23 protein-coding genes are annotated in these 26,587 nt (G+C 67.6%); 8 read left to right on the plus strand and 15 right to left on the minus strand.

The genetic code is table 11. From position 1 onward, the window contains the following. The first annotated feature begins 32 nt into the window (after positions 1 to 32). Together EV646_RS09840 and EV646_RS09845 are read left to right on the plus strand one after the other, a co-directional pair. Positions 33 to 1,106, plus strand: coding sequence for an MsnO8 family LLM class oxidoreductase (locus EV646_RS09840; RefSeq protein ID WP_132146434.1), 1,074 nt, complete (start codon positions 33 to 35; stop codon positions 1,104 to 1,106). 22 nt (positions 1,107 to 1,128) lie between these two features. Continuing rightward, positions 1,129 to 2,589 carry an NAD-dependent succinate-semialdehyde dehydrogenase gene (locus EV646_RS09845; RefSeq protein WP_132146437.1) on the plus strand — a complete coding sequence of 487 codons (1,461 nt, stop codon included), beginning with the start codon at positions 1,129 to 1,131 and terminating at the stop codon, positions 2,587 to 2,589. An 18-nt stretch (positions 2,590 to 2,607) separates the two neighbouring features. On the opposite strand, the gene EV646_RS09850 is transcribed toward EV646_RS09845, so the two are convergent. Both EV646_RS09850 and EV646_RS09855 read right to left on the minus strand, forming a co-directional pair. Then, complete coding sequence (locus tag EV646_RS09850; RefSeq protein WP_158290938.1) at positions 2,608 to 3,615, minus strand: DUF3048 domain-containing protein; 1,008 nt, start codon at positions 3,613 to 3,615, stop codon at positions 2,608 to 2,610. A gap of 61 nt (positions 3,616 to 3,676) precedes the next feature. Further along, the gene (locus EV646_RS09855; protein ID WP_241995706.1) at positions 3,677 to 4,549 is read right to left on the minus strand and encodes a polysaccharide deacetylase family protein; all 873 of its coding nucleotides are present in this window, start codon (positions 4,547 to 4,549) and stop codon (positions 3,677 to 3,679) included. Between the two features lie 62 nt (positions 4,550 to 4,611). On the opposite strand from EV646_RS09855, the gene EV646_RS09860 reads away from it, so the two are divergent. Next, a complete protein-coding gene (locus EV646_RS09860) occupies positions 4,612 to 5,046 on the plus strand; it encodes a hypothetical protein (RefSeq protein ID WP_132146443.1) in 435 nt (144 codons plus the stop codon). On the opposite strand, the gene EV646_RS09865 is transcribed toward EV646_RS09860, so the two are convergent. The 3 genes from EV646_RS09865 to EV646_RS09875 all read right to left on the minus strand — a co-directional run bounded on the left by EV646_RS09865 (position 5,047) and on the right by EV646_RS09875 (position 9,458). Continuing rightward, positions 5,047 to 7,515: a glycoside hydrolase family 2 protein gene (locus tag EV646_RS09865; protein WP_241995708.1), complete on the minus strand. Its 2,469-nt coding sequence runs from the start codon at positions 7,513 to 7,515 to the stop codon at positions 5,047 to 5,049. Between the two features lie 99 nt (positions 7,516 to 7,614). Beyond that, positions 7,615 to 8,712 carry a Gfo/Idh/MocA family protein gene (locus EV646_RS09870; protein WP_132146446.1) on the minus strand — a complete coding sequence of 366 codons (1,098 nt, stop codon included), beginning with the start codon at positions 8,710 to 8,712 and terminating at the stop codon, positions 7,615 to 7,617. Continuing rightward, positions 8,709 to 9,458 (minus strand): sugar phosphate isomerase/epimerase family protein, encoded by a 750-nt coding sequence (locus tag EV646_RS09875; protein ID WP_132146449.1) that lies wholly within the window; start codon positions 9,456 to 9,458, stop codon positions 8,709 to 8,711. Before EV646_RS09875 ends, EV646_RS09870 begins: the two co-directional genes overlap by 4 nt. A 303-nt stretch (positions 9,459 to 9,761) precedes the next feature. Between EV646_RS09875 and EV646_RS09880 the strand changes: the two genes are divergently transcribed. Next, positions 9,762 to 10,484, plus strand: coding sequence for a LacI family DNA-binding transcriptional regulator (locus EV646_RS09880; protein WP_241995709.1), 723 nt, complete (start codon positions 9,762 to 9,764; stop codon positions 10,482 to 10,484). A 206-nt stretch (positions 10,485 to 10,690) separates the two neighbouring features. On the opposite strand, the gene EV646_RS09885 is transcribed toward EV646_RS09880, so the two are convergent. From EV646_RS09885 to EV646_RS09895, 3 genes are all read right to left on the minus strand, one after another. Further along, the gene (locus tag EV646_RS09885) at positions 10,691 to 12,784 is read right to left on the minus strand and encodes a molybdopterin-dependent oxidoreductase (RefSeq protein WP_132146452.1); all 2,094 of its coding nucleotides are present in this window, start codon (positions 12,782 to 12,784) and stop codon (positions 10,691 to 10,693) included. Positions 12,785 to 12,810: 26 nt separating this feature from the next. Continuing rightward, entirely contained in the window at positions 12,811 to 13,323 is a 513-nt protein-coding gene (locus tag EV646_RS09890) for an AAA family ATPase (protein WP_132146455.1), read from the minus strand. Positions 13,324 to 13,404: 81 nt separating this feature from the next. Beyond that, on the minus strand, positions 13,405 to 13,992 hold the full coding sequence (locus EV646_RS09895; RefSeq protein WP_132146458.1) for a TetR/AcrR family transcriptional regulator: 588 nt from the start codon (positions 13,990 to 13,992) through the stop codon (positions 13,405 to 13,407). Positions 13,993 to 14,103: 111 nt separating this feature from the next. Between EV646_RS09895 and EV646_RS09900 the strand changes: the two genes are divergently transcribed. From EV646_RS09900 to EV646_RS09910, 3 genes are all read left to right on the plus strand, one after another. After that, on the plus strand, positions 14,104 to 14,625 hold the full coding sequence (locus EV646_RS09900) for a 2TM domain-containing protein (RefSeq protein WP_132146461.1): 522 nt from the start codon (positions 14,104 to 14,106) through the stop codon (positions 14,623 to 14,625). A 110-nt stretch (positions 14,626 to 14,735) separates the two neighbouring features. Further along, positions 14,736 to 15,377: a Pr6Pr family membrane protein gene (locus tag EV646_RS09905; RefSeq protein ID WP_132146464.1), complete on the plus strand. Its 642-nt coding sequence runs from the start codon at positions 14,736 to 14,738 to the stop codon at positions 15,375 to 15,377. Positions 15,378 to 15,381: 4 nt separating this feature from the next. Continuing rightward, entirely contained in the window at positions 15,382 to 16,032 is a 651-nt protein-coding gene (locus EV646_RS09910; protein ID WP_132146467.1) for a class I SAM-dependent methyltransferase, read from the plus strand. 173 nt (positions 16,033 to 16,205) lie between these two features. Here the strand turns inward: EV646_RS09910 and EV646_RS09915 are convergent, their stop codons facing one another. Further along, positions 16,206 to 16,823: a transglycosylase family protein gene (locus tag EV646_RS09915; RefSeq protein WP_132146470.1), complete on the minus strand. Its 618-nt coding sequence runs from the start codon at positions 16,821 to 16,823 to the stop codon at positions 16,206 to 16,208. Between the two features lie 389 nt (positions 16,824 to 17,212). Beyond that, positions 17,213 to 17,749, minus strand: coding sequence for a DUF5946 family protein (locus tag EV646_RS09920; protein ID WP_132146473.1), 537 nt, complete (start codon positions 17,747 to 17,749; stop codon positions 17,213 to 17,215). A gap of 64 nt (positions 17,750 to 17,813) precedes the next feature. Between EV646_RS09920 and EV646_RS09925 the strand changes: the two genes are divergently transcribed. Beyond that, complete coding sequence (locus EV646_RS09925; RefSeq protein WP_132146476.1) at positions 17,814 to 18,446, plus strand: response regulator transcription factor; 633 nt, start codon at positions 17,814 to 17,816, stop codon at positions 18,444 to 18,446. Here the strand turns inward: EV646_RS09925 and EV646_RS09930 are convergent. The 5 genes from EV646_RS09930 to lanKC form a co-directional block, all read right to left on the minus strand. Further along, positions 18,425 to 20,095, minus strand: coding sequence for an ABC transporter ATP-binding protein (locus EV646_RS09930; RefSeq protein ID WP_132146479.1), 1,671 nt, complete (start codon positions 20,093 to 20,095; stop codon positions 18,425 to 18,427). The genes EV646_RS09925 and EV646_RS09930 overlap by 22 nt on opposite strands. Further along, positions 20,092 to 21,744: an ABC transporter ATP-binding protein gene (locus EV646_RS09935; RefSeq protein ID WP_132146482.1), complete on the minus strand. Its 1,653-nt coding sequence runs from the start codon at positions 21,742 to 21,744 to the stop codon at positions 20,092 to 20,094. Before EV646_RS09935 ends, EV646_RS09930 begins: the two co-directional genes overlap by 4 nt. Next, entirely contained in the window at positions 21,741 to 23,582 is a 1,842-nt protein-coding gene (locus tag EV646_RS09940; RefSeq protein WP_132146485.1) for a prolyl oligopeptidase family serine peptidase, read from the minus strand. Before EV646_RS09940 ends, EV646_RS09935 begins: the two co-directional genes overlap by 4 nt. Before the next feature lie 92 nt (positions 23,583 to 23,674). Further along, a complete protein-coding gene (locus EV646_RS09945; RefSeq protein WP_132146488.1) occupies positions 23,675 to 23,812 on the minus strand; it encodes a SapB/AmfS family lanthipeptide in 138 nt (45 codons plus the stop codon). A gap of 3 nt (positions 23,813 to 23,815) precedes the next feature. Continuing rightward, a complete protein-coding gene (gene lanKC / locus EV646_RS09950) occupies positions 23,816 to 26,383 on the minus strand; it encodes a class III lanthionine synthetase LanKC (protein WP_132146491.1) in 2,568 nt (855 codons plus the stop codon). Positions 26,384 to 26,587: the final 204 nt, after the last annotated feature.

The following is a 26,587-nucleotide window of genomic DNA, read 5'->3' on the forward strand; positions in this document are numbered from 1 at the left end:
TGCGAAGGCGCGGACGCTGCCACGGTTGGCGAGTGCTTTCCCCCGTCACTCCCGGATTGCCCGTCTCAGCTCACTCGGTGCTCGACGTCGTACCGCAGCTGGCCGGTCAGTCGGCTGCGGCCGCGCTCCGGGAGACGGCGGAGGTGGCACAGGCTGCCGACGACCTCGGGTACCGCCGGTTCTGGGTGGGGGAGCAACACGGCGTCCGGGGGGTCGGTAGTGCGGCACCGGCTGTGCTGGCGGCGGTTCTGGCAGCACGGACGGATCGGATCCGGCTGGGTGCGGGCGGGGTGCTGCTGACGAACCACCAGCCACTGGTGGTCGCAGAGCAGTTCGCCGCGTTGGCGGCGGCGTACCCAAGTCGGATCGATCTCGGTGTCGGCCAGCAGTTCGGCCTGGTTGCCAGTACGGCGGCCGCACTCGGCGCTGCGGGCCGTGACACGTTCCCGCAGCGGCTGGACGAGCTCTGCGGGTTCCTGCGTGACGGACTGCCTGGGCGTGCGCCGGTCGGCGACGTACGGCTGTCGCTGGCTGGTCTGCCGCCACCAGTCTTCGTGCTGGCTGATCACCCGGGCGCTGCCGCGATTGCCGCCGTACGAGGGTTGCCTGTCTTTCTTGCACATCACTGTGCTGCGGCGACGACGGCTACGGCTGTGGCGGCGTACCGGGATCACTTCGAGGCGACCGGGCCTTCGGTGAAGCCGTACCTCGCGGTGACGGTTGGTGTGGTGGCCGCGGACTCGGAGGAGGAGGCGATCATCCGGTTCGCCGAATACGTCCGGGTGAAGTCGCGTCTGGCCGCCGCCTCGCCCAGAGCGACCCCGGGGGAGCTGATGGAGCTCCTGGAGCCGCCATTGACCGGTCGGGAGCGTGGCAAGGCCGAGCGGTTGCTGGACGATCCCGGACACATTGTCGGCTCTCGCGCCACAGTGGTCTCCGGCCTCGGCACGCTGGTGGCCGAAACCGGAGCGGACGAGATCATGCTGATCCCGCTGGCCTTCGACGGCCTGGTCCGGTCAGCCATCCTGCGTACGATCGCAGCCGGCCTGACCCGCACAGTCCGTACCGTCCCGCGCCACGCTCCACCACTCATCGCCACAGCCTGAGCGACGTACCTATGGTGGGTACATGACGAGCGAGCGGGAAGTCATCGAGGCGTGTCCGACCGAGCTGTTCATCGGCGGTAAGTGGCAAGCCTCCGCAAGCGGGAAGACGCTGGACGTCGAGGACCCTGCCACCGGTACGGCGCTCTGCGAAGTAGCTGACGCGAGTCCGGCGGACGGGGTGGCTGCACTGGATGCGGCCGTGGCCGCGCAGGAGGACTGGGCGGCGGTCGCGCCCCGAGAGCGCGGTGAGGTCCTCCGCCGTACCTATGAGTTGATGACCGAGCGGGCCGACGAGCTGGCGTTGCTGATGACGCTGGAGATGGGCAAGCCGGTCGCCGAGTCGAAGGCCGAGATCGCCTACGCCGCCGAGTTCTTCCGCTGGTTCGCCGAGGAGGCGGTCCGGATCGACGGCGGCTACCAGGTCGCGCCGAACGGCAAGGGCCGCTTCCTCGTGATGCGGCAGCCGGTCGGGCCCTGCCTGCTGGTGACGCCGTGGAACTTCCCGGCCGCGATGGGCGCCCGCAAGATCGGCCCGGCCGTCGCCGCCGGCTGCACCATGGTGATGAAGCCGGCCTCGCAAACGCCGCTGTCGATGCTGAAGCTGGCCGAGCTGATGACCGAGGCCGGGCTGCCGGCCGGCGTACTCAACGTGATCACGACCAGCGACGCCGGCGGCGTGATGGAGCCGCTGATCCGCGACGGGCGGGCCCGCAAGCTGTCCTTCACCGGCTCGACGCAGGTCGGCCGGAAGCTGATCGAGCAGGCCGCCGAGCAGGTGCTGCGGACCAGCATGGAGCTCGGCGGCAACGCGCCGCTGCTGGTGTTCGAGGACGCCGACCTGGACAAGGCGGTCGACGGCGCGATGCTGGCCAAGATGCGCAACGGCGGCGAGGCCTGTACGGCGGCCAACCGGATCTACGTGCAGTCGTCGGTGATGGACGAGTTCGCGACCCGGCTGACCGAGCGGATGTCGGCACTGAAAGTCGGGCGCGGCACCGAGGACGGCATCGACGTCGGCCCGCTGATCGACGCCAAGCAGCGGGACAAGGTGAAGGACCTCGTCGACGACGCGGTCGCCCAGGGCGCGCGGGTGCTCACCGGCGCATCGGTTGCCGCAGGCAACGGGTACTTCTACCAGCCGACCGTGCTGGCCGACGTACCGACGAGTGCCCGGTTGCAGAAGGAGGAGATCTTCGGCCCGGTCGCGCCGCTGACCGCCTTCGAGACCGAGGACGAAGCGGTCCGGATGGCGAACGACACCGAGTTCGGTCTGGTCTCCTACCTGTTCACCAACGACCTCGCCCGGGCCCTGCGCGTCTCCGAACGCCTGGAGACCGGCATGATCGGCCTCAACCAGGGCATCGTCTCCAACCCGGCAGCTCCCTTCGGCGGCGTCAAGCAGTCCGGCCTCGGCCGCGAAGGCGGCTCCGCCGGCATCGACGAGTATCTCGAGATCAAGTACGTAGCGGTCAACCTCGACTGATCCGCACGGCCAAGCCAGTCATCCTCGACCGACCTGGACGGCCATGGTGGTCAGGGCGCACTCGACCCAGGTCGTCCCCGGTGTGAGGAGCAACCGCTTGCCGTCCGGACCGGTGAAGGCGAAGGGATCGTTCACGCCTGCCTTGGTCCAGCGGCCGGTGACGACCTTGCCGCCGGTGAACAGCTGAAGCTGTCCGGAGGTGTCGGTGAAGTCCAGGATCGACATGGACTTCTTGGCCTGCGGGAAGCTGTGGTCCGGCGCCGCGCGCAGGACGAGCACGTTGTCGGCCGCGACCTGGCCACCGCCCTCGATCATGTGTGGCGCCCACTGCTCGGCGCGGGTCCAGCGTTTGGTCTTCGCCTGATACGTCCAGGTCGCCGTCGACGAACCGCCGTACCCGATCCGCACCGAGGTCGCCGGGGTGCCGAGACGGGCGCTCGACTCGGCGATGCCGGGGGCGTAACTGAAGTACGGCGCCGGCGCGGTCCGCTTGGTCAGCGTGAGCAGTTTCGCGGGTTGGGCGAAGACGTGGTTCGGCGCGCGGCGGCGTGAGTCGATCCGGTAGGTGTCGGGTGGGACGACCAAGGTGCCGCGGTCGTCGACATCGGTGACCTTTTCGAAGTACGTGAGTACCCAGCGGTCGGCCATGGTGTCGGCGACGATGCCGCGGGTGGGACCGAGCAGGGCGGCGTCCGTCGGGCGCAGCGACCGGACCGGGCCGATCTGAGCCGGCAGCTTCGATTGGAAGATGGCCGCGAGTCGCGTGGTCGATCCGGTGATCGGCTCGACGAAGACGAGATCCGCGTCGCCGAGACCTCGCTGCGGGTGGGCGTCGGTCGTATTGGAGATCTTGACCGCCAGCGCGGGCCGCGTCGGCACCTCTTTGACCGGTACGCCGGTCAGCGGCGCACGGCCGGCCATCGAGACGGCGCCGTCGCTCGGTGGGGTGGTCGAGACCGGAGCCGGCGACTCGCTGGGAGTGTTGGCGTTGAGCTGGCTGCACCCGCTGAGAATCAGCAAAGTCACCAACCCCGCGAGCGTCCTTCTCACTCTTCCAAGATCGCTCATCTTGCCCTCTCGCGCCAATTCAACCCCTCATCAGCTCGGTGATGGTGACGAGCTGATACCCGCGCGCCCGCAGCGTCTTCACGATCGGCCCGATCGCCTCGGCCGTGTACGGCGCGTTGTCGCCGCCATGCATGTGCAGAACCACGATCGACCCGTTCCGCACGTTCGACAGCACCTGCTTGACGATCGGTTCCGGTCCCTTCGCGAAGCCGTCGGCCCCGGGCACATCCAGGCCCACAGCGGTCACTCCGGCCGGCGCCAGCTCGTGCAGCGCGGTCCCGTCGTAACAGCCGCCTGGGAACCGGAACCAGCGAGTGGGGTGCGGATCGAGCCGATCCAGCAGTACGACGGCACGCCGTACGTCGGACAGCATGTCGGCGCGCGGAACAGTGCCGAGGGTGTAGCAGTGCTTGGTGAAACCACGGTGGTCGTAGGTATGCGTGCCAAGCTCGAACAGCGGATCCGCGGCCAGCTGACGCGTGACGTCCGGGTACTGCTCCATCCACATCCCGGTCAGGAACAGGGTCGCCGGAACGTGCATCGCCCGCAGCTCGTCGATCAGCTTCTCGTTGTAGTAGGACTTGACCTTCCCACTCACCAACCGCTTCCGCATCAGCGCCGTCAGGTCAGCATCAAAAGTCAACGCCACCCGCGGCTTGTCCCGAGGCCCGTGCTGCACCAACGGCATGAGCTGAGCTCTGGGGGTCGCGGTGGCCGGCGTACTGGCGCTGCCGGTAGTCGGCGTATCCGCACTCGCGCTGGGCGGCGTACTGGCGCTCACGGTTGGCGGCGTACTGGCGCTCACCACTCCGGTCGAAGACTCTGTGTCAGCACACCCACTGAGCAGCACCACCACGGCCACCGCCGCGCACTTCCCACGTCGAAGACGCACAATCGCCCAGTATGCCCCGCCAACGGATCATCTGACCCTCACCCCGGCCAGGATCGATTCCCGTGACCATCACCACCGACTTCTGGGCCACCACCGCCCAGATCATCCCCGCCCTCCTGCTCGCCATCGCGGTCTGGGATCAGTCGTTCGGCGAAAGGGACGACTCTCCTCGGTCTTATGACATCGCCGGGGAGTGGGTCCGGCTCTTCCACATCCTCTCCATCGGGCTCGGTGTGCTGGGGGAGTTCGTCGCACTGAACGGCCTGCTGGACGGCGGTAGCCGATGGGCAGCGCGGTTGGTCGTTCTCGCGATCGGGCTGCTGTCCCAGGTCCTCGTCGGTCTGCTCACGATCAGGATCTACAACCGCAACCGCAACACCGAAGCGATGGATCAGTCATGTCTCAGATTGCTTCACAGCCTCGTGGTAGCACTGATGTGCTTGGCCGCCACGCTCTCATCGTTGATCGCCGCTATCTGGCTCGCGATCCGGATCTGATCAGTTCACCAGGTCGTTGGCCGAACGTAGGACTGGAATGCCGACGCTTGTCGGCGCGGTGCCGCCGGTGACGTGGAAGGTGTGGGACTCGCCGGCGGACAACGTGACCAGGCCGGAGTCGACTCGGGCAGCGGGATCCAGGCGGTCCGGGAAGAGCGCCAGATCCTTCGCCAGTGCTGACGCTGTGACCGTGACGTCGTACCCGTCGTCCGTCTTGGTGACCGACGCGGCGTAGGCGTTGCCCTCCAGGTGTAGCTCCGTGTCCTCGGCAAAGTACCAGTACGTCGAGCTGCCGTCGGCGCCGCGCACCTCGAGGTACTCACGGGTCGGGTCGGTCGGCTTGGCGACTGACCCGGGGAGTGAGCTGAGGACGGCCGATCGCGGCGCGACTTCCAGCGCGAAGGTCTCCTGGGCGATGACGTCACCACCAGCGCGCGTCGACCGCCGCTTCACCGTGACCTCGGTCGACCAGAGGACGTCCGTGTCGTTGTGGGTAGCAACGACCAGCTCGTCCTCTCGTGGCTGCACGGTGAGCAGGCGTTCGGCGTACACGCGCTTCAACGCGTACCACAGCGGCTTGCGAATCCCGTGACCGTCGACCGCGGCCCAGGAGACGACCGGCCAGTTGTCGTTCAGCTGCCAGACGATCGCACCCGTGTTCAACGGGAACAGGCTCCGGAAGTGCTCGATGCCAAAGACGATCGCGCGAGCCTGGTTCAGCTGAGTCGTCCAGTGCCAGTCAGCCATGTTTGCTGCGTTCCCCGCCCCACCGCCCCGGTCGTTCTTCCACTTCGGCAGATGCTCACCAAGACCGCGTTCGAGCTTGAGGTTGCCCTCGAACGCCTTCTGGTGCACGAGCATCTGCTCGCCGTACGGGTCGAGCGGCTCGTCGTGCACCACCGAGGTCAGCGTCGACCAGGCCGGCGGCCCCTGGAACCCGAACTCCGACGCGAACCGCGGCTTGTACTTCCGGTACGTCGTGTAGTCCACCTGGTTCCACACATCCCAGATGTGCATGGTGCCGGTGCGCTCGTCGTTCGGGTGAATGAAGTGGTCGTACGAGTAAGGGCTTCCCGGCGAGTACGGCGTTCGCGGGTCGAGCTCGGCCACGAGCGCCGGGAGCAGGTCGAAGTAGTAGCCCTCACCCCACGCGCGACCGGCCAGCGGCACCCGCCAGCCCCACTCGACGTAGCCCCAGATGTTCTCGTTGTTGCCGTTCCACAGCGCGAGGCTCGCGTGCTTGCTCAGCCGCGTGATCGCCTGCCGCGCCTCGGCCTCGACCTCACCGCGCAGCGGCTCGTCCTCCGAGTACGCCGCACACGCGAACAGGAAGTCCTGCCACACCAGGATCCCCTGCTCGTCGCAGATGTCGTAGAAATCGTCACTCTCGTAGATCCCGCCACCCCAGACGCGCAGCAGGTTCATCCCCGCGTCGACCGCGTCCTGGATGCTCGTCTCGTACGTCGTCCTGCTCAACCGCGTGACGAAGGCGTCGTCCGGGATCCAGTTCGCGCCACGCACATAGATCGGCTTGCCGTTCACCGAGATCACGAACGGCGAACCATGGTTGTCCGGGGCAACGTCCAGGCTGACGTTCCGGAATCCGACCCGGCCGTGCCACGTGTCCTGGCCGACCGACACGGTGACGTCGTACAAGTTCTGCTCACCATGGCCGCGCGGCCACCAAACTTGAGCGCCTTCGACTGCTGAAGTGATGGTCGCCGTCGAGGTGCCGGCGGCAACGGTCAGTTCCGTCGTGGTTCCACCGACCTCGACCGTGATCGTCGCGTCCTCGGTGGATCCGCCGGCCCAGGCCAGGTCGACGTGCGTATTCAGTACGCCGCGGTCCCCCTCGACCGAGGCCAGCGGGCGAACTGAGGAGATCCACACGCCGGACCACGACTCGATCCGGATCGGCTGCCAGATGCCGACCGTGGCGACGTCCGGCCCCCAGTCCCAGCCGAAGTTGCTGGCCATCTTGCGCAGCGCGTTGTACGGGTGATGGTTCGTGTGCGGCCAGCCACCGGCCTCGGCCTCGATCTGCTCAGCCGAGGCGACCGGCCCGGCGAAGTCGATCACCAGCTCGTTGCGCCCGGCAACCAGCACGTCGCCGATGAGGAACCGGTACGACCGGTGCTGGTTCTGCGTCGTGCCGAGCTCGCGGCCGTTGAGCGTCACGGTAGCGACCGTGTCGAGGCCGTCGGCAACCAGTTCCTGAATGTCGTTGCCGTCCGCAACCCAGTCGAACGACGTCCGGTAGCTCCAGCTGGTCCGGCCGATCCATGCCAGCTTCGACTCGTTGTCGCCGTCGAACGGATCCGGGATCACCCCGGCCGCGAGCAGATCGGTGTGCACCTCACCCGGCACGGTGGCCGCGACGGGCGTGCTGATGCCGTCCGGCACCGGGCCGTCGATCGCGCGCACGGTCCAGGCGACGCCGCCCTCAGTGGTCAGCGGGACTGTGTTCACAGCGACTCCAAGTTCAACTAGACCGGTTAAGTTCGACCAAGCCAAAGCCACGGAATTCCCCGGCGGACACGGTCCGCCGGGGATCCGGTAATACAGAGGTCAGAGCGTGGCCGCGTTGACGTCCCAGTCGTCCGGCAGGATCGCCGCGACCTCGACCGTGCTGTTGACGTCGACGAAAGCGCCGGTGTCGATCGACTCGGTGATGGACGCCATCACGTCGACGATGTGGAACGCCAGCGCCCCGGTGGCCCGGTGCGGCCGGTTCTCCCGGATCGCTCGCGCCATGTCCAGCACGCCGGTGCCACGCTCGGCCGTCGCCTCGGTGGTCGCGACCGTCTCCCAGTCCTCACCGTCGCGACGGCGGATCTTGATCTCACCGTCGAACCGGTTCGGATCCGGTACGGCGAGCGTCGCCTCGGAGCCGGTGATCTCGACGAACCCGGCCCGCGGCAGCGGCGAGTCGAAGCTGAAGATGCTCTGCGACGACTGCCCCGACTCGAACCGCGCGATCGCGCTGACGTGGGTCGGCACGGTCACATCGAAGTCGGTGCCCGCCAGCGGACCGGATCCGATCGTGCGCTTCTCCCGCGACTTCGAGCCAAGTCCGGCCACCGCCGCGACCGGCCCGAACAGCTGGACCAGCGTAGTCAGGTAGTACGGGCCGATGTCCCACAGCGGTCCCGCACCCTCCTGGAACAGGAACGCCGGATTCGGGTGCCAGGACTCCGGGCCGGGGGACTGCATCAGGGTCAGCGCGGTCAGCGGCTGCCCGATGTCACCCCGCTCGATGATCCGGCGCGACTCCTGCAGACCCGGACCCAGGATGGTGTCCGGCGCACAGCCCAGCCGCAGACCGGCGTCCTGCGCGGTGGCCAGCAGCTTCAGGCCGCTCTCCTGGTCGAGCGAGAACGGCTTCTCGCTCCACACATGCTTGCCGGCGGCAATGGCGGCCAGAGCCACCTCTACGTGCGCGATCGGGATGGTCAGGTTGACCACGATCTCCACGTCCGGGTGGTTCAGCACCGCCTCGGGGCCGCCGTGGGTCTCGATGCCGTACTGCTCGGCCTTGTCCTTGGCGGCTTCCGGCCGAAGGTCGCCGATGGCAACCACCTTCAGATCCGGGAAGCTCTGCATGCTCTTGATGTACGCGTCGGAGATCACTCCGGCGCCGATGACACCAACTCCGACAGCGCTCATGCAGGCGCACCCTCTCCGGTCAGGAACTTGTAGCTGCCCTCGACCGCGTCGAAGATCTCGCCGCTGAAGTCGTCCAGCTCGACCACCCGCAGCGCGTTCGGGACCGCGGCCAGGATGTCCCGGACCGCGATGCTGCCGTCGCCGACCGCCACCTGGGCCTTGTTGTCCAGCGTGCCGTCGCCGTCCTTGACGTGGATCGCCTTCACCCGGTCGCCGAGCTTGCCCAGCAGGGCCGGTACGTCGGCGCCGCCGACGGCCGCCCAGTAGGTGTCCACCTCGAGGATCACCTCGTCGGACAGGTTGTCGACCAGGATCTCGAGCGCGTGGACGCCGTCCACCTTCGACTCGAGCTCGAAGTGGTGGTTGTGGTAGCCGACCGTGATGCCGTGGTCGGCGGCCTCGATCGCGGCCTTGTTCAGCGCGTCGGCGGTGGCCTTGATGTCGTCGATCGCGTTCCACCGCGCGGGGTCGACGTACGGGTCGATGACGGTCGTGATGCCGAGCCGCTTCGCCGCGGCGTAGATCGGGCCGCTCTCGTCGCGGAGCAGGCCGGCGTGGGTGGTGGGTGCCGACAGTCCGTACTTGGGCAGCGCCTCGGCCAGTTGGTCCGCGAAGTTGGTGACGCCGAAGGGCTCGACCTTCGTGTAGCCGATCTCCGCGATACGTGCCAGGGTGGCGTCGAAGTCCTCTTCGAGCTTGGACCGGACCGTGTACAACTGGAGGGACAGGTTGTCCACTGCGACCATGGTTTCTCCTCGTCGGCGGCGCTTCGCCCGCTGCCCTTGGGACCCGCACCGACCTGATTGCCGAACCGGTTAAGTAACGACGGCAACCGTATCCCACCGACGCCTCCCCACACCACCCTTCGCCCAACCACTGGGCGGTCACATGGGCAGGTGGATTGATCAAACGATCACTCTCCGCGCTTGGGTGATGACACGGTGTAGAAGCCCGGGTGCACACTGAAGGATTCCGGACCGACCGTCAGCGGTCCGGCCGCCCTAGTCGCGTGCGGCTCGCCCCGGACGCGGCAACCGAAGGAGGCCGTCGTGCCCCGAGTCACCATCAAGGAGATCGCCCGTCGGGCAGGCGTCTCCAAAGGCGCGGTGTCGTACGCGCTGAACAACCAGCCGGGGGTCTCCGAGGCCACCCGCGCGCGGGTCCTGAGAGTCGCCGAGGAACTCGAGTGGGTGTCGAACCGGGCCGCCCGCGCGTTGTCCGCCGCGCGCAGCGAGACGTTCGGGCTCGTCCTCGCCAGGACCGCGAAGACCTTGACCGAGGAACCGTTCTACATGGGCTTTGTCGGTGGCGTGGAGTCCGTGCTGGCAGGCAGGTCGTACGCACTGGCCCTGCAGGTCGTATCGGATCTCGCCGAGGAACTGTCGACATACCGGAAATGGGCCGCGGAGCGCCGGGTCGACGGCGTGATCGTGGTCGACCTGCGGGTCGATGATCCGCGGATCCCGTTGCTGCGCAAGCTGGGTCTGCCGGCCGTGCTGGTCGGCGATCCGGCAGCTGGCCGACGGCACGGCGTGCGTCTGGAGCGACGGTACGTCGGCGATGAACGCCGCGGTCGAGCATGTCGCGTCGCTCGGCCACCGCGTCGTCGCACGCGTGGCCGGACCGCCGGACCACGGCCAGGTGTGGATCCGGGACCAGGCGTTCGCCGCGGCGAGCCGGCGGCTCAACCTGGACATTCAGGTTGTGCGACCCCGCTCCTCATCATCCGCGAAAGCTCAGGCCCACCACCACCCATCCATTTGAACGGATAACCCGTCAACTCACCCCCTTCCGGTGGTGACCTTGTGCACCCCTCAACCGTCGCGCGGCGGCGTGTCGTGGTCGAACGGTGCACAAGGCGGGGCGCCGCCGCGGCTGGAACCAGCGGAGCGCATCCACCCATGCACCGCACCCCGCGAACGCGTCCAGCCAACCGGCCCGCCGTGGGTGCTGCTCCCCTGAAATGGACCGAGGGGGGTCAGCCGGCGGTGACAGTGACCGGTACGCCGTTGACTGCGGCGGTGCCGGCCACGGTGTCGGTGAGGTCCGCATCTGTGATGTCGTTGGCGCTTGGGCCGGCGACCTGGTTGGCGATGGTCAGCTGGGCGCCGGGGCGGTTGTGACCGAAGCCGTGGGGAAGGCTGACCACGCCGGGCATCATGTCGTTGCTTGCGGCAACCTCTACCGCGACCGTGCCGGCGGCCGAGCTGACGTTGACCAGCTGGCCGTCGGTGAGGTCGCGTTTGGCCAGGTCGTCCGGGTTCATCAGCAGCTGGTGCCGCGGCTTGCCCTTCACCAACCGGGCCGAGTTGTGCATCCAGGAGTTGTTGTTGCGCAGGTGCCGTCGACCGATCAGCAGCAGCTCGCCGTCGTTGCCGGTGGCAAGCGACTCCAGCCGGGGCAGGTCGTCCAGGATCATCCGCTGAGCAAGGTCGATCCGCTTGTTCTTGCGATGCAGAGCCTGCGGCAACGCCGGCTGCAGCGGCCCGAGGTCGATCCCGCCCGGCGACTTGCGCAGCTTCCGCAGCGACAGCCGGTACGGCCCGATCCGCAGGCCGAGGTCGACGATCCGGCGCGGCGACATCCGCAGCCGGGCCGCGGCGATCGCCTTCCGGCGGCTCATCGGCGTACCGCGCAGCAAGCGGATGCCGAGATCGCGGAAGATCTCCCAGTCATGCCGCGCCTGCGGGGGTTTCGGCAGTACGGCGTCATTCCAGCGAGAGGTGTTGCGTACGGCGAGCTGGTGGAAGATCACGTCGTAGTGGTCGCGCTCGAGCGGCGGTGCGGGCGGCAGGATCACGTCCGCGTGCCGGGTGGTCTCGTTGATGTAGGGGTCGATGGCGACCATGAAGTCCAGCGTGTCCAGGGCTTCGTCGAGCTTGCGGCCGTTCGGCGTCGACAGCACCGGGTTGCCGGCGATCGTCACCATCGCGCGGATCCGGTCCGCGCCGGGCGTCAGGATCTCCTCGGCCATCGTCGACACCGGCAGCTCACCGCCGAACTCCGGCAGCCCGCGGACTCGGCTCTTCCACACACCAACGTGCCCCCGCCCGAGGCCGAGCAGTGCGTTCACGGCTGGCCGCGGGAACATCGTCCCGCCGGGCCGGTCGAGATTGCCGGTGATGATGTTGAGCACCTGGATCGCCCACTGGCACACCGCGCCGAACTGCTGCGTCGACACGCCGACCCGCCCGTAACAGGCCGCACGATCGGCCGTCGCGAAGTCGTGCGCGATCTGGCGGATGACGGCCGCGTCGATCCCAGTGATGCCGGCCGCGCGTTCCGGAGTCCAATCCTCGACCGCCGCCTCGACTGCCGGCAGCCCATCGACGTACGGCGCTGGGCACGCATGGCCGTCGGCAATCACTTGGTGGATCAGCGCGAGCAGGAAGGCCGCGTCCGTACCGGGACGGACGAAGTGGTGCTCGTCGGCGACAGCCGCGGTCTCGGTCCGGCGCGGGTCGATGAGGACGACTCGGCCGCCGCGCTTCTGCAGCTCCTTGAGGCGCCGGCCGAAACCGGGCGCGGTCATCATGCTCCCGTTCGAGGCGAGCGGGTTCGCACCGAGCATCAGCAAGTACGACGTCCGGTCGATGTCGGGCACCGCGACCATCAGCTGGTGTCCGTAGAGCAGGTACGACGCGAGCATGTGCGGAAGCTGGTCGATCGAGGTGGCACTGAAGCGGTTCCTGGTACGAAGCTGCTTCACCATCGTCGGCATGTGCGTGAGAGCGCCGAGGCTGTGCACGTTCGGGTTGCCGAGGTAGACGCCGACGGAGTTCCGGCCGTGCTCCCGCTGGACCTCGGTCAGCTTGCCGACCACGAGGTCGTACGCCCCGTCCCAGCCGATCTCCTGCCAGCCGTCCGGCGTACGTCGTACTGGCGTGGTCAACCGGTCCGGGTCGTCCTGGAGGTCGCGGAGCGCGACTGCCTTCGGGCAGATGTGACCGCGAGAGAGTGGATCCGACTCGTCGCCGCGGATGTCCGTGACCCGGCCGTCCTCGACCGTCACGAGCACACCGCAGATCGCTTCACACAGATTGCACGAGGTCCGCCGCACACTGGTCGCCATCAAGCCAAACTACCCCCGGGTAGCTCCTAGTCATAGTGTGCTTCGTCGAGTCGGCCGAGAATCGCGTCGACGGTTTCGCCGGCGGAAAGATCCGAGTTGTCCAGCCACAGACCGCGGCGCGGACTGAATGCGTGCAACTCGTAGTCGAGCTCGTCCACCAGCTGATGCGCACCGCCGAGCCGGCTGGAGATCACCTCGGGTCGCGGCGTCAGTACGACGAGATAGCGCGGCCGGGTCCGAATTCCGTCCAGGAATTCGCGCAGTAGCTCACCGATCACGACATCCTGCAGAACCACGGTGAAACCGGCCTGCGCATATCCGTCGGCGGCCTGACAAGCGAGCCGGTAACGCAACTGGAGTTGGCGCTGCGCTTCGCCGCTGTCGGTCGCCATCGAGGCCTGGCCGCTGACGATCATGCGCCGGAAAACATCGCCCCGAAGATGGACGCCGTACTGAAATCGTTCGGCCAGTAACTGCGACACCGTTGATTTCCCCGCCGCCATGATTCCACTGACGACGATCACCCCCTCCGACTCCATGGTTGTGATCGTGCCACGTGCAGCAAGTCTTTGGTCAGGTCGTCAGCATGTCGATCCGAAAACCCTCATTTGTAAGGGGTTTCAGGCCAGCAAAGCCTCGAGATGGTGGCGCAGGATATGCCGGATCCGGGTCGCCGTCGTCCGTTCGGGCTGGATCGCGGCATGCAAGGAAAGCCCGTCCACCAAGGCATGCAAACGTTCGCTTTCGCGCCGGAGATCGAGGTCGTCCTGGAGTTTCAGCGATTGCAGCAATGACTCGCACAGGTGACGCAGGTCGTCGTGCACCTTGTCGACGTGCGCGTGCAGTTCGCCGGCGCCGGTCTCGGCCTGTGCCTGCGCCATGAACGCCAGCCAGACGTCGAACTCAGCCCGCCGCTCGTCGTCCAGCGGGATCACCTGCTCCAGATACCGCAGTACGACGCTGGCCGGGTCACCCTTCGGCTGGAGTGCACTGACGCGCTCGGTGACTCGGCGGGAGACCAGGTCCATCGCGAAGCTCAGCAAGCCGGCTTGATCGGGGAAGTAGTAGCGGACGGCCCCGGCTGACCAGCCGGCTTCCGCCGCGATGGTCCGGACCGAGGCGGCGCGGATCCCGTCCCGGCGGACGACCCGCCAGAGCGCTTCGGCGATCTCCTCGCGGCGGGTGTCGTGGTCGACGATCTTCGGCACAGGACCTTTTTAGCACAGCCGTGCTAAGATCTTTGCTAACACAGTTGTACTTAATAAAAGCATCCCTTGCTCCGCTCGGGGCGGGGGAGTCCAAGGGGAGGGTGAACCGCTGTGCTGCTCGCTGTGATCGCCGCGTGTGAGATCGGCTTCTGGGTCCTGCTCGCCGCCGGGATGGTGATGCGCTACGTGCTTCGGCTGCGGCGCGTCGGCATGGTTCTGCTCGCGAGCCTTCCGCTGGTCGACGTCGTGCTGCTGGTCGCCAGCGTGATCGACATCCGCCGCGGTGCCGAGCCGTCGTTCAAGCACTCACTGGCCGCGATCTTCGTCGGTGTCAGCGTCGCGTTCGGTCACCAGACCCTGAAGTGGGCGGACAACTGGGCCGCGCATTGGTTCGCCGGCGCACCTCGCCCGGTCAAGCCGCCGAAGAGCGCCAGTCGCGAACGCGCCGGCTGGTACCGCCACCTGCTGGCCTACGTCATCGGCGTTGGTCTGATGCTCGTCCTCGGCCTGCTCTCCGGTCATGGGTACGACGCTCTGCTCGGCCCGGCCGGCACGTGGACCCTCGTCCTCGGCATCGACGCCATCGTCTCCTTCACCGCCAAGTCCGACGACCAGGAGAAGGCCCCGGCCTGACCCACTTTGTGCACGGGATCCGTACTTTCTGGCCGGCGCCGTACGGATCCCGTGCACAAAGTCGTCGGGAGTTCCCCGGCGCGGCGGTGTGTGCGTCGTACATTGCGGGCATGACGATGACGGGGCGGTCGTGGGCTGGAGCTACCGCGTTGCTGGTGGCTGTCGGCGTCGTGGTGCAGTTGTTCGTCACGGCGAACGGGAACGAAGGGTTCTTCAAGGACAACCCGGAGCGGGTGCTGAACGTGTTCGCGTTCTTCACGATTCAGTCGAATCTGCTGCTCGGCGCGACGACGTTGCTGCTGGCGTTGCAGCCGGAGCGCCGGCAGAGCACGTTGTTCCGGACCTTGCGGCTGAACGGCGTGCTCTGTATCGCGGTGACCGGGATCGTCTATCACCTGGTGCTCGCGCCGCTGGACGATCTGTCCGGCTGGGCGGCGGTGGCGAACTTCCTGCTGCACACGGCCACGCCGGTGGCCGGCGTACTGGGCTGGTTGTTGTTCGGGCCGCGGGGCCAGACGAATCCGCGGATCGTCGCGTGGTCGATCGTGTTCCCGCTGTTGTGGCTGGTGTTCACGCTGATCCGCGGCGCGTTCGTCGGCTTCTATCCGTATCCGTTCGTCGACGTCACCGAGCACGGCTATCCGAGGGTGTTGCTGAATTGTCTGCTCGTCGCGGTACTGTTCCTGGCTCTGGCGGCCGGGGCTACCTTCCTCGACAACCGCCTGTACCGGAAGACAATCGTCGAAGGGTAAGACCGTGCTGGTGACCTCTCGCTCGTACGTCGAGTACGAAGCGATGTTCGACCTGACCCAACTCCCCGAATCCGTGCTCGACTGCTCCGCGGGCGGTTCGAGCTTCACTGCCGAAGCCGCCGAGCGTGGCGTCGACGCGGTCGCCGTCGACCCGGCGTACGAGCTGGGTCAGTCCGAGCTCGTCGACACCGTACGGCGGAGTCTGCCGGCCGGGAGCGGGATCGTCGACCAGAATCAGGGGAGCTTCGTCTGGCACTGGTACGGGACACCGGAGCGCCGGGACGAGCTGCGGGTGGAGGCGGCGGACCGGTTCCTGCAGGACATCGCCGCGGCGCCGGAGCGGTACGTCGCGGGCGCGCTCCCGGAGCTGCCGTTCGAGGACAGGCGATTCGAGCTGGTGCTGTGCTCGCACCTGCTGTTCACCTGGGCCGATCAGTTCGACGAGGCCTGGCATGTCGCGGCGCTGCGTGAGCTGATCCGGGTCAGCAGCGCGGAAGTCCGCATCTTCCCGCTGGTGGTGCAAGGAACCGGCGAGCCGGTCTCCTTCCTGCCGTCCGTGCTCGACTCCCTGGAAGGCGTCACCTGGGAGGTCCGCAAGGTGCCGTACGAGTTCCAGGCGGGCGCCAACGAGATGCTGGTGCTCACCCGCAGCTGACGTCTGGTGCCTCCCACCCGTCGCGATCACGGATGAGTAGCGCACTAACCCGCCACGAGGGGTGGGAGGCGCCAAACGTCAGCTAATCGGGGGCTGCAGTGATGAGGAGCTGCAGCGATGAGGGGCCGGCCGGGTGGACGGTCTGCCGCCCGCCCGACCGGTTGGAGAGGGTGTCAGCGGAGGTAGCGGCCGCAGACCGGCCAGGGCGAAGCGCCGCGCTGGGCGTACAGCTTCTTCGCGCGCATCAGCTGCTCGGCCGCCGACGCCTTCGCCGGATTGCCGCTGCCGCCGACGCTGCGCCACGTCTGCAGGTCGAACTGGAACAGGCCGTAGTACCCGGCCGGGTTGACCGCGCGTGGGTTCCCGCTGGACTCGCACTGGGCGACCTTCCGCCAGGCGGCGCTCATGCTCACGCTCGTCGCGGGACGGTCCTCGGACCGGCTGGTCCGCACCTTGCGCTCGGTCTTCCGCACCTTCTTCGTCTCGACCTTCTTCGAGGTCGTCCGCGGGCGCGGAGCGGTGGCCTTCTCCACACCGTCGAGCGTCAGGGTCTGCCCGATCAGGATCAGATCGGGGTTGTCCAGGTTGTTGATCTTCGCCAGGTGATGCCAGTCGGCACCGTTGGCCTGGGCGATTTCGGAGAGGGTGTCGCCGGCCTTGACCGTGTAGTCGGTCGCGAACGCCGCACCGGCGCCGGCGGCGGTGATACCGGCCCCGAGGCCGGCAATGGAGAGGGTCCGAACCACCCGGCGGGTACTTCGCCGGGGGCGCGCATGTCGGGCTTTGGACATCAGTAGTGCAACTCCTTGTGAGCTTGGGCATGGTGAAACTCACCAGGCCCCCCGTGCAGGGAGGGGCATCCGGGCAGGTCACAGGACAGCTTCCGAATGGTCACGCCACGGTAACGACGTGACCTGAGTCATCCTGGGCGACCCTGGCGGGAAGCGCAAGGCCAATCCGCGAATCTGCCCCGGTTTTTTTCGGCTCCTTGACGTAGCGAAAGCCCAACAACAGAACGGTTTCCCGCCGTGACACGCGTTTCAAACGCCTTCGTTCACACCCGCGCCCCCCGGAGTAGCCGAGCCACCGTCCCCGCCTCGGCCGACCTTGAGAAGCCACCGGCCGTTTCGGGAGCGGTTTTGTGGTTGGTGGGCTCTCAAGGTGGGGAAACCGATGGGTTTCAGCGGCGGAAGTGGCGGGGTGGGACGAGGGCGATGGTGAGTTTGCGGATCAGCTCCTGGTCGGCCGCGGGCCACGACTGCCAGACCTGATCGGCCCAGGTGATGAGCGCGGCTTCGACGTCCTGCACCGAGCCCGCGTTCAGTACGTCGTACGCCGTCAACCGGCCGACGGTCGACGGTGGCGTCAGCACCGGCCAGTCGTCGTACGAGTTGGCCATGATGCTGTGGGCGGTGCGGACGTCGAGGTTGCCGGAGCCGCGCTCGAGGTACATGTAGAGGCCGTTCAGTGCGAACACCGGACCGATCGGTGGCTGCTGCGGGCTGACGTGCTGGGCGCCGTACGCGTCGATGCGGAGCTGGTGCAGATAGCCGAGCTCGACGGCGTGCTCGATCTCGTAGCCGAGCAGCTGTCCCGCGACCTCGAGGCACTCCGGTGACGCGTTGTATTTCGTCTCGCCCGGCCAGTCCGAGCGGGGCAGGTCGGCGTGGCAACCGGGGCAGCGGCGGGATTCGTGCGTGTCATCCGGGGAGTTCACTCGTTGATCGAAGCACGGGCACCGCCGTCCGGCAGCTGGTTTTCGTCGCGGGCGGGGGCCCGGGATGAGGCGACGGAAGGCGACTGGGGGCGAAGACGTGATCCGAGTGGCTCTCGGCCACCGCGGCACGTTGGTGCGTGGTGCACTGGCAGCGGTGCTGGCAAGAGAGAACGATCTTGACGTGGTGGCCGAGCTGGACCGCTCGGAGGACGTCCTGCAGGTGGCAGGGCGGCGGCCGCACGTCGTACTGCTGGATGCCCAGCTACCGGGCCGGATCCGGATCGAGGAGTTGTGCCGGAAGCTCACCGGCCGTGGCGTGCTGGTGATGATCGACCATGAGGCGATCGCGGCGACGAGTCTGTCGCTGGTCAAGCAGGCGCCGCGGATCGGGCTGATCGCGACGGATTCGACGACGGACCAGCTGGTGCAGGCGATCCGCGACGTGGCGAAGGGCTTGCCGGTGGTCGACGTACGGCTTGCTGTGGCTGCGTTGAAGGCGGGCGACAATCCGCTGACGGATCGCGAGTGCGAGGTACTTCGTCATGTCACTACGGGGGCGACAGCGCAGGAGATCGCGCGCACGTTGAGTTTGAGCACTGGGACGGTCCGCAACTATCTCTCCCGCGCGCTCGCCAAGACAGGAGCGCGCAGCCGGATCGAGGCGATTCGAAAGGCTCAAGACGCCGGCTGGATCTGACGGCGTACCTCTGGTGTCCAGTGGCCTTGGAGTTCTCGATACAGGCGGGAGGTGCGCATCAAGGTTGCGTGCGCGCCGAGGGCCGCTTTGTTGCCGTCGAGGACGAGGATGCGTTTGGCCCGGCGCGCCGAGCTGACGCGGTGGGCGATGACGATGAGCGTCCCGCCCCGGCGGGCGAACGCCTCTTCGGCTCGACGTTCGGCCTCCGGATCCAGGAAACAGGTCGCTTCGTCGAGTACGACGAGCGGCGCTGGCGAGATGTACGCGCGTACGAGCGCGATCAGCTGGCGTTCGCCGGCCGACAACTCACCCGGCTTGACCATCGCCGCCAGCCCACCGATCTGCGCGATCAGCGCACCGGCGCCGACAGCCTCGATCGCGTCGGTGGGATCGGTCGCTTCGGGCAACAAATAGGTGAGGTTGTCGAGCACTGTCCCGCTGAAAACATACGCCTCCTGAGGAATCAGAACCCGCGTCTCCGTCGGCACCTCAGCCGGATTTGCCCCACCTAATAGGAGCCGGCCCCGGGTGGGGCTGAGCATGCCGCAGATCAGCCCGGCGAGTGTCGACTTCCCGATCCCACTCGGCCCGACGATCGCCAGATGTTCGCCTTCGGGGATCATCAGTTCGAGGTTGTCCAGGACTGGTTCGGCGTGAGGCCCGTACGAAAAGGTCAGCCCCTGCATGCGGACCTGGTACCCCTGTGCGACGCTCCGTCGCGGCCGGTCGACCGGAGCTGAGGTGTCGAGGATTCGCCCGAGCGTGATCACATACCGCAGACCGCTGTCGCCCAGGGCGCTCATCACTGTGTTGAGCGCCGGTTGCAGACCGATCAGCACGTACGTGAGCCCGCCGAGCAGCGTGCCTGTGCTCACGCCGCGCCCGACCAGCCACGGTCCGGTCGCGAGCAGGATCAGCAACGGCAACCATCCTCCGACGGCGAAACACAACGTCCTCAGCGCGGCTACCTTGGCCAAGGCGCGCTCCGCCGACGCATGCGCCTCGATCGGCTCACCGACCAGCCGGGAGGCGAACTCCTCGGTTCCGCTCGCGGTGATGTCCCGCACGCCACCGAACACCATCCCGGCCGACGCCGCGAGCTCCTCATCCGCCTGCAACGACGCCCGGACCCGATCCGCCGCCATCCCCAACACCGCCAGGGACAACGCGAACCCGACGATGAACGGCGGTACGACGAACGCCGCGACCAACGGCGCAAGCGACAACAGACCAGCCAGTACGCCGAACAACGTCACGGCGAAACTGCGGATCACCAGGACCAGGCCGGCGAAGGTGTCGCGCACGATCTCCACCTGCCGGTTCAGCCGGGCGACGGCGCTGTCGTCACCGGTGCGCAGGGCTCCGGCGACCACGCGTCGTACGAGATCATCTCGAACTGGCTCGACGAGCTCGCCGAGGCGGCCGTAGACCTGGCGGGCGCCGGCGGCGCCGAGGCAGGCGGTGGCCACGAGACCGCCGAGCCAGGCGATGCCTTGCCAGGCGTGTCCGGCGAGGAAGTTGTCGGTCGCGTGGGCGACCGCGATGCCGTAGACCGCGGTCGGCAGGATCTCCGGGACCGACCACGCGACCAGCTTGATCGACGCACGCTTCTTCAGCGCCTGGGCGCCGTACGCGAGTTCTCGCTTCATCCGAAGATCTCGCGGTAGGAGTCGTTGCGCCAGAGGTCGGCATGTGGGGCGACGGCGCGGACTCGGCCGCGGTCGAGCCAGATGACGAGATCGGCGCGGGCGGCGGTGGCAGGGCGGTGGGTGACGATCAGGCGGGTCCGGCGGTGCCGGTCCTCGGTGAGAGTGCGGCTGATCTGCATCTCGGTCGCGGTGTCGAGGCTCGAGGTCGCGTCGTCCAGCACCAGCAGGCGGTTCGCCGACCAGGCCCGGGCGAGGCCGAGTCGTTGCCGTTCACCACCGGACATTGGTGCCTTGCGCAAGGAAGTGAAGTACCCGTCGGGCAGGCGGCTGACGAAGTCGTGCGCGTGGGTCGCGCGCGCCGCCGCGAGGGTGCGGATCGGGCTGACGGCGTCCGGCTCGATCGCGTCGCCGATGGTCCGGCCGACCAGCTGCGGACGTTCGAACGCGCACCCGACCGCGCTCCGGAGCGCATGACGATTGATCGCCTGCAGCGGTACGCCGTCCAGCGTCACCTGCCCGGTCGACGGGTCACGCAACCTCGCTGCGACGGCGGCGAGCACCGACTTCCCGGCACCACTCGGACCGACCACCGCGACGGTCGCACCGCCGGGTAGGTCGAGATTCACGTTGTCCAGCAGGACATTCCCGTTGGTCTCGACACTGACGCTATCGAAGGTCAGGCGCCCTGGACCGGTCGGAAGACTCAGCGTCCCGTGCGCGACTGTCGGGACCTTCAGCACCTCGGCCGCCCGATGCACACCGGCCTTGGCGCGGGCGAGCCCGCCGATGACACCGGTCAGACTGCCCAGGCCGGCGCCGATGACGGCGTACTGGGAAGCAGCGAACCACTCGCCCGCGGTGATCCGGTGGTCGACGAGTTGGAGACCTCCGACAGCCAGTACGGCGACCAGGACGAGCGGACCGACGATCGCGGCCTGAGCTCCGGAGCGAGCCAGGATGCGCCAGGTGACCATGCCGTGCTTGTGCAGCTCGGGGAGGAGACCGAGGATGCGGCGCTCCTCGCGGGTCGTCGTACCGGCGGCGGCGATGGTCCGGATGCCGGTGAGTGACTCGGACAGCAGCGAAGCGATGCGGCCCTGGGTCTCCTGGTACGCGAGGCTGACGTCGGCGGTCCGGCGGGCGAAGGTCCACAGGACGGCGATCACGAGCAGCACGCCGCCGAAGAACGCCGCGGCGAGCCAGGGATCGATGAACGCGAGCAGGACCAGGCTTCCGATGGGTGGCGCGATCGCGGCAATCGCGGTGACGGCAGCTGGACCGGCTTGGGCGGCGTCGGTTGCGTTGGCGGAGACGCGGGTGACGAGGTCGCCGGTCTCGAAATCGCGCGTGCCCTCAGGGCCGCTGTGGACAACCTGCTTGACCAGGCGATGCCGCAACCAGGCTGTGGTGTCGGCGACGCAGGCGGCGCCCGCGAAGGCGTCGACGAGGTTCGCCATGACGCCAAGCGCGATCAGGGCCGCGGCGGCGATCAGCCATTTCGTGTAGCCGTCGTCAGCGACGATGGAGTCGACCGAGCGGCCGAGGATCGTCGGCAGGGCGAGTGTCACGCCGCTGGCGATCAGCGAGTTGAGGCCGATGAGCGGCAGCCAGGCGCGTCCACGCTTGACCACGGTTTTGAAGGTGATCATGTTGTCTGCTCGGCCAGGAAGGCGAGCATGTCCGCGGCGAGACCGATTCCCTGGCTGGCGGATCCGGCGGCGTGACCCGCGTCCGGGTCCAGTCTGATGAGCACGGGACGCTCTCTACCGGTCGCGTGCTGCAGGGCGGCGCACATCTTCCTTGCGTGCAAGGGGTCCACGCGGGTGTCGTTGCCGAAGACTGTGAACAGCACGGCGGGGTACTTCACGCCTTCGGTCACCCGGTGGTACGGCGAGTAGGACAGGAGGTGGTCGAAATCATCTGCATTCTTGGCCGAGCCGAACTCCTCGGTCCACCGTGGGCCGAGGCCGGACAGCTCGTAGCGGGTCATGTCGGTGAGCGGCGCCGAGCAGACCGCGGCGGCGAAGAGTTCCGGCCGCTGGGTCAGTGCCGCGGCGACGAGCAGGCCGCCGTTCGACTCACCGCAGAGCGCGAGTTGAGCCGGGGTGGTCCAGCCCTCTGCGGTGAGGTGCTCGGCCGCGCCGATGAAGTCGTCGATGACCTGCTGCTTCCGGTCTCGCCGGGGCAGGTGCGCGGTGACGAACACCCCGCCGGCTTCGACCCAGGCGAGGGCGAACGCCGAGTATGTCGGGGTGAGATCCTGGCCGAAACCGCCGTACCCGTAGAGGATCGTCGGGCGTGGTCCAGTTCCTGGTTTGGCGATCGCGGTGAGGTGGAGCTCGGGGTTGCAAGTGAGCTGGTGCGTTTCTGCTTCGGCTTTCGGGCCCGGCGCTTCCGACCAGAGCGTCGTACGGCCGGTGGTGTCGTCGTAGCAGTAGACGGCCGATGGGGTGACGCTGTCGGTGTAGGTGAACCAGGCTTGGCTTCCGTGGGTGGTGATGGTGCCGATGGAGCCGAGGCCTGGCAGCGGTACGTCGCCCGTGCGGCGGCCGGTCTCGCGGTCGTGGATCGCGATCTCACTGGTCGTCGCCAGCAGGATCGCGTCGTCCAGAATCGCGAATCCGGTGAGGGGTTTGGTGGGGGTGACGAAGTCGTGCCAGACGCTTGGGCTGGTGGGGTCACCGATGCAGAGACGGCCGGTGGGTGCGTCCTTGGTGGTGACGACGTACAGGCGACCATCAGGTGCGACTGTCATCACCGTCAGCGCGTCTTGCTCGACGGGTTTGGGAGGTTCGTTGGTGCTGAGGTCGGCGAGCCAGAGGTCGTTCGTGGTGCCACGCGCCGCTGAGATGGTGAGCCAACGACCGTCGGCGCTGATTTCGAGCCCGTACGACGCTTCGCCCTCGAGGATCGTGGTGTCGCCGGCGTCGTTGAGGCGGTGGCGTCGTACCTGACGGAAGCGTACGTAGTAGAAGGCGTTTCCGTCGGGGAGCCAGGCGACAGGGGAGTAGCGACAGCCGTCGATCGGGCCGTCTGTTACTTGTCCCGTGGTGACGTCCAGGACGTAGAGGACGGATTGCTCGGTGCCGCCGCGGGAGATCTGGTAGGCGACCAGACTGCCGTCCGGGGAGGGCTGCCAGCTGTCCAGCGTGGTGAGGCCGGTCGGGTCGAGCTGCATCGGGTCGATGAGTGACTTCGGGCCGACGTACAGGACCGGGTGTTGCTGGCCGGGGTCGCGGCGGAGTGTGAAGCATCGGTCGCCTCGCCAGATGGGGGCGGACACGGTGCCGACGTTGGAGAGGGCTTTGACATGCGCGCGGAAGTGATAGCGGGTAGTGAGAGTGGTGGCGTGGTTGAGCCAGAGGTCGTCCTGGATCGCTTGCCAGCGCTGCGTCTCAGGGGAGGCGGAGTCCTCCAGCCAGCGGTACGGATCGGCAACGAGGTGGCCGTGCACCTTTTCTACGAGCGGCAGCCGATGAGCCTGCACGTTGTCGCTCCTTCCTGGCTGCGGTGGCCCGGCCCTGGGTGGGTATGCCGCCCACCCAGGGCCTTGTCAGAACCTGGTTGCCCAGGGGCCGATCAGTGGCAGAGCAGAAGGCTCAGGTTGCTCGGGGTCTGCGAAGCGCAGCCCAGAACGGTCAGCGTGGAACCACCGGGGTGGTGGTGGCCACCGCCGTAACCCGGGGTCTCGAGACCCTGAAGGTCGAGAAGTGCCATGTTTTACACCTCCTTGAGTGCAGGTTGTCGGGATGAGGACTCGGACCACTGGGGAGGTCCGAGGAACGGGAGGGACACCGGCGCCTCGTGCAGCGCGGTTCCCAGGGCCAGCAGGACGCCGGCCGATCCGGTTGCCAGGTCCATCGAGAGACGGAGCAGCTGGTTGCCGGGGTACGCGAGGCCGCCGGCGAACGGCAGCGCATGCCAGCCGAGCCCGTAGACCAGGTCGTCGACCTGTTCACCAAGCGCCGAGGCTGTCAGCAGGAGACCGGCGCGGCCCATGAACAGGCCGGGCTGAACGTAGAAGTCGCAGTGCGTGACCTTGGTCAGCTCCTCCAGCGAGCCTGCGAGCTCGTCCGATGGACGGTGGCGCAAGTACCGCTCGACGACGAGCGCGATGCCGGCCGAACCTTCTTCGAGATAGGGCAGCGTCCGCCAGCCTTGGTTGATTTGCCGCGTTCCGTCCGGCGTGATCAGCGTCCGTCGAAGGTCTTGCCTGATCGCGATCTCGGCCAGGTCGAGCAGGCCGGTGTCCCCGAGCTGCTCGAACGCGTTGAGGAACAACAGCGCGGGCCCGGACGACCCGTACATCAACCCGGCCCGCGCATGCTGACCGCCACTGATCTCCGGTACGTCGGTCACGTCGCCGAGCCGGTCCGCGACCAGGTCGAGCACCCGGACCGCCTTCGCACGCAGCGTCGGCTCGGTGTCGAAGTGCAGCAGGTTCAACCCGATGCCGGCCAGGCCGGAGTGCAGTCCTAGTTCGCGGGAGGTCCAGTCGTCGACGAGTGTGCGGTCGACCAGATCCAGCGCGTCCTGGCGGTATCCGAGCTCGTCGAGGACGTGCGCCACACCGTGCAGGCCGTCGTACAGGCCGGGACCGGTCTCCGTGTCCAGCGCGCGCTTGCGCAGCCAGTCGTCGTACTGCGGGAATCGCTCGGCGCCGGTCCGCTTGAGTGCGTAGAGGACACCGGCGGCGCCGGTTGCGATGTCGATGCCGGCGCCGGGGCGGAACTGCGCGATGTCGCCGGGGAACAGCCTGTCGGCGCGCTCGGGCGTGGCGCTGGCGACGATCGAACGGGTCAGCGCATCCCGGACCTCGGTCCACCCAGCCTTGCCCGGCAGGGCTAGATCGGCCAGCTCATTGCCGGCGTCGGTGATGATGCTGACGGCTTGGTCGATCGTTGCTCTAGGCACCGGAAAGGTCTCGGTGATCATCTCGGCGAGGTGGAATGCCTTGCCGGGATGGAGATTGAGCAGGATCGTTGTCTGCGGCGCGAAAACGCCGAGCGCGATACAGGCCAGCGCGTAGCGGTCCACCTCGACGCCTTGCCGGTCTGGGGGCGCCGCGTAGCCGGGATGGGCCAGTGTTGATCTCGCTCTGTCCTCGGCGCGGGTCGCCACCTCGAAGTCGATGAGCGTGAGGTTGCCGTCGGCATCGAGCAGGACGTTGTCCGGGTGCAGGTCGCAGAACACGACGCCGCGCTCGTGCAACTGCCCGACCGCCTGCGCGAGTTGCTCGACGATCCGCGTGGCCCATTCGGCGTACTCCGCCTTGTCGGCTTCGGACGCATCCGGGTGAGTCAGCGGATACCGCCGTACGAGCTCTCGTTGCAGCGACACCGAGTCGATGTGCTCCTGCACCAAGAAGTGGTGCTCACCGAGCTGGAGATAGTCATGGACCTTCGGTACGACGCTCAGTCCGTCGAGCTGCTCGAGGATGTCGCGCTCGTGGCTGATCCGGGCGACCGCGTCCCGGCCGGACATGTCGAGTCCGGCGTACGGGCGTCCTTCCTTGAGGACGACACGGTCGCCGGTCTCGTTGTGGCGCCCGAGGTAGACACCGCCGCCGTTGGAGAACTGGATGACGCCGTCGATCGTGTACGCGAGGTCGTTGGTGGTGACCGCGTTGCGGGCTTCGAGATGCGGCTCGAGGAAGGCCGGCAGCGTCACCCACGGCGGCGTCGAGAACGTCGGGCCGCGATGATCCGGGACCAGCGTGCCGTTGTCGTCCTCGAGCGCCAGGACCCGTTCGCCGGTGGGTGAAAGGCAGTACCTGCTGACGAAAGCGCCGTACCGGACGAACAGCGGACCCTCGGCGTAGCGGAGGTCGCTCAGAATGTACGGGCCTTCGACGCCGTGCAGGATGCCGTCGAGCTCTTTGAGGATCAGCTCGAGCTGGGCCTCGTCGGCCGGGTAGATCGTCACCAGCTTGCCGCTCGAACCGCGCGGGGCGGCCTTCGAGTTGACCATTACCAGCACGGGTTCGTTGCGGAGGAACTTGAACGCGATGCCGCGGGGGACGCAGTACTCCCACACTGCCTCGAGCGTGCGCTCCACATCGGCGAGCCGGGCCGAGACGTGGATCTTCCAACCCTGCTGGGGAAGTCGCAGCTCCGCCGGCGCGTAGTGCATCCAGGTCTCGCCGGGCACATGCCGCCAGCCGTCCGGAACCGGGCGGCTGCACAACGCGAAATCCGGATGCTCGGCACCGCGATTGGCGGGTGTCTCGTAGAACCGCCGATCCGCAAGGCAGTAGAACTCGTAACTCTCCTGAGCTGTCTCGTGCATGCTCGTCCGACCCCCCTTCTCGTGGTGCCCCGCCATCTTGGGCGCCACCGCCAGGGCCGGCGTAGTGCACGATGTCATCACTCTTCTGTGAAGAACCCACACACTACGGGTGAGTAAGTAGACACTCTTCGTTACACAACCCTCAAGCCTGAGCGTCAAAACCTCCGTAACAAGATGTCAACCCGTCCCAACCCCGTCACACCC

The organism is Kribbella antiqua, assembly GCF_004345665.1.
GTDB classification, from domain to species: Bacteria; Actinomycetota; Actinomycetes; order Propionibacteriales; family Kribbellaceae; genus Kribbella; species Kribbella antiqua.

Coding starts and splice junctions, on each gene's coding strand:
- EV646_RS09845 (WP_132146437.1), top strand. CDS start 1,129: ATGACGAGCGAGCGGGAAGTCATCGAGGCGTGTCCGACCGAGCTGTTC.
- EV646_RS09870 (WP_132146446.1), bottom strand. CDS start 8,712: ATGAGCGCTGTCGGAGTTGGTGTCATCGGCGCCGGAGTGATCTCCGAC.
- EV646_RS09875 (WP_132146449.1), bottom strand. CDS start 9,458: ATGGTCGCAGTGGACAACCTGTCCCTCCAGTTGTACACGGTCCGGTCC.
- EV646_RS09885 (WP_132146452.1), bottom strand. CDS start 12,784: ATGGCGACCAGTGTGCGGCGGACCTCGTGCAATCTGTGTGAAGCGATC.
- EV646_RS09890 (WP_132146455.1), bottom strand. CDS start 13,323: ATGGAGTCGGAGGGGGTGATCGTCGTCAGTGGAATCATGGCGGCGGGG.
- EV646_RS09905 (WP_132146464.1), top strand. CDS start 14,736: ATGACGATGACGGGGCGGTCGTGGGCTGGAGCTACCGCGTTGCTGGTG.
- EV646_RS09915 (WP_132146470.1), bottom strand. CDS start 16,823: ATGTCCAAAGCCCGACATGCGCGCCCCCGGCGAAGTACCCGCCGGGTG.
- EV646_RS09925 (WP_132146476.1), top strand. CDS start 17,814: ATGAGGCGACGGAAGGCGACTGGGGGCGAAGACGTGATCCGAGTGGCT.
- EV646_RS09930 (WP_132146479.1), bottom strand. CDS start 20,095: ATGAAGCGAGAACTCGCGTACGGCGCCCAGGCGCTGAAGAAGCGTGCG.
- EV646_RS09935 (WP_132146482.1), bottom strand. CDS start 21,744: ATGATCACCTTCAAAACCGTGGTCAAGCGTGGACGCGCCTGGCTGCCG.
- EV646_RS09945 (WP_132146488.1), bottom strand. CDS start 23,812: ATGGCACTTCTCGACCTTCAGGGTCTCGAGACCCCGGGTTACGGCGGT.
- lanKC (WP_132146491.1), bottom strand. CDS start 26,383: ATGCACGAGACAGCTCAGGAGAGTTACGAGTTCTACTGCCTTGCGGAT.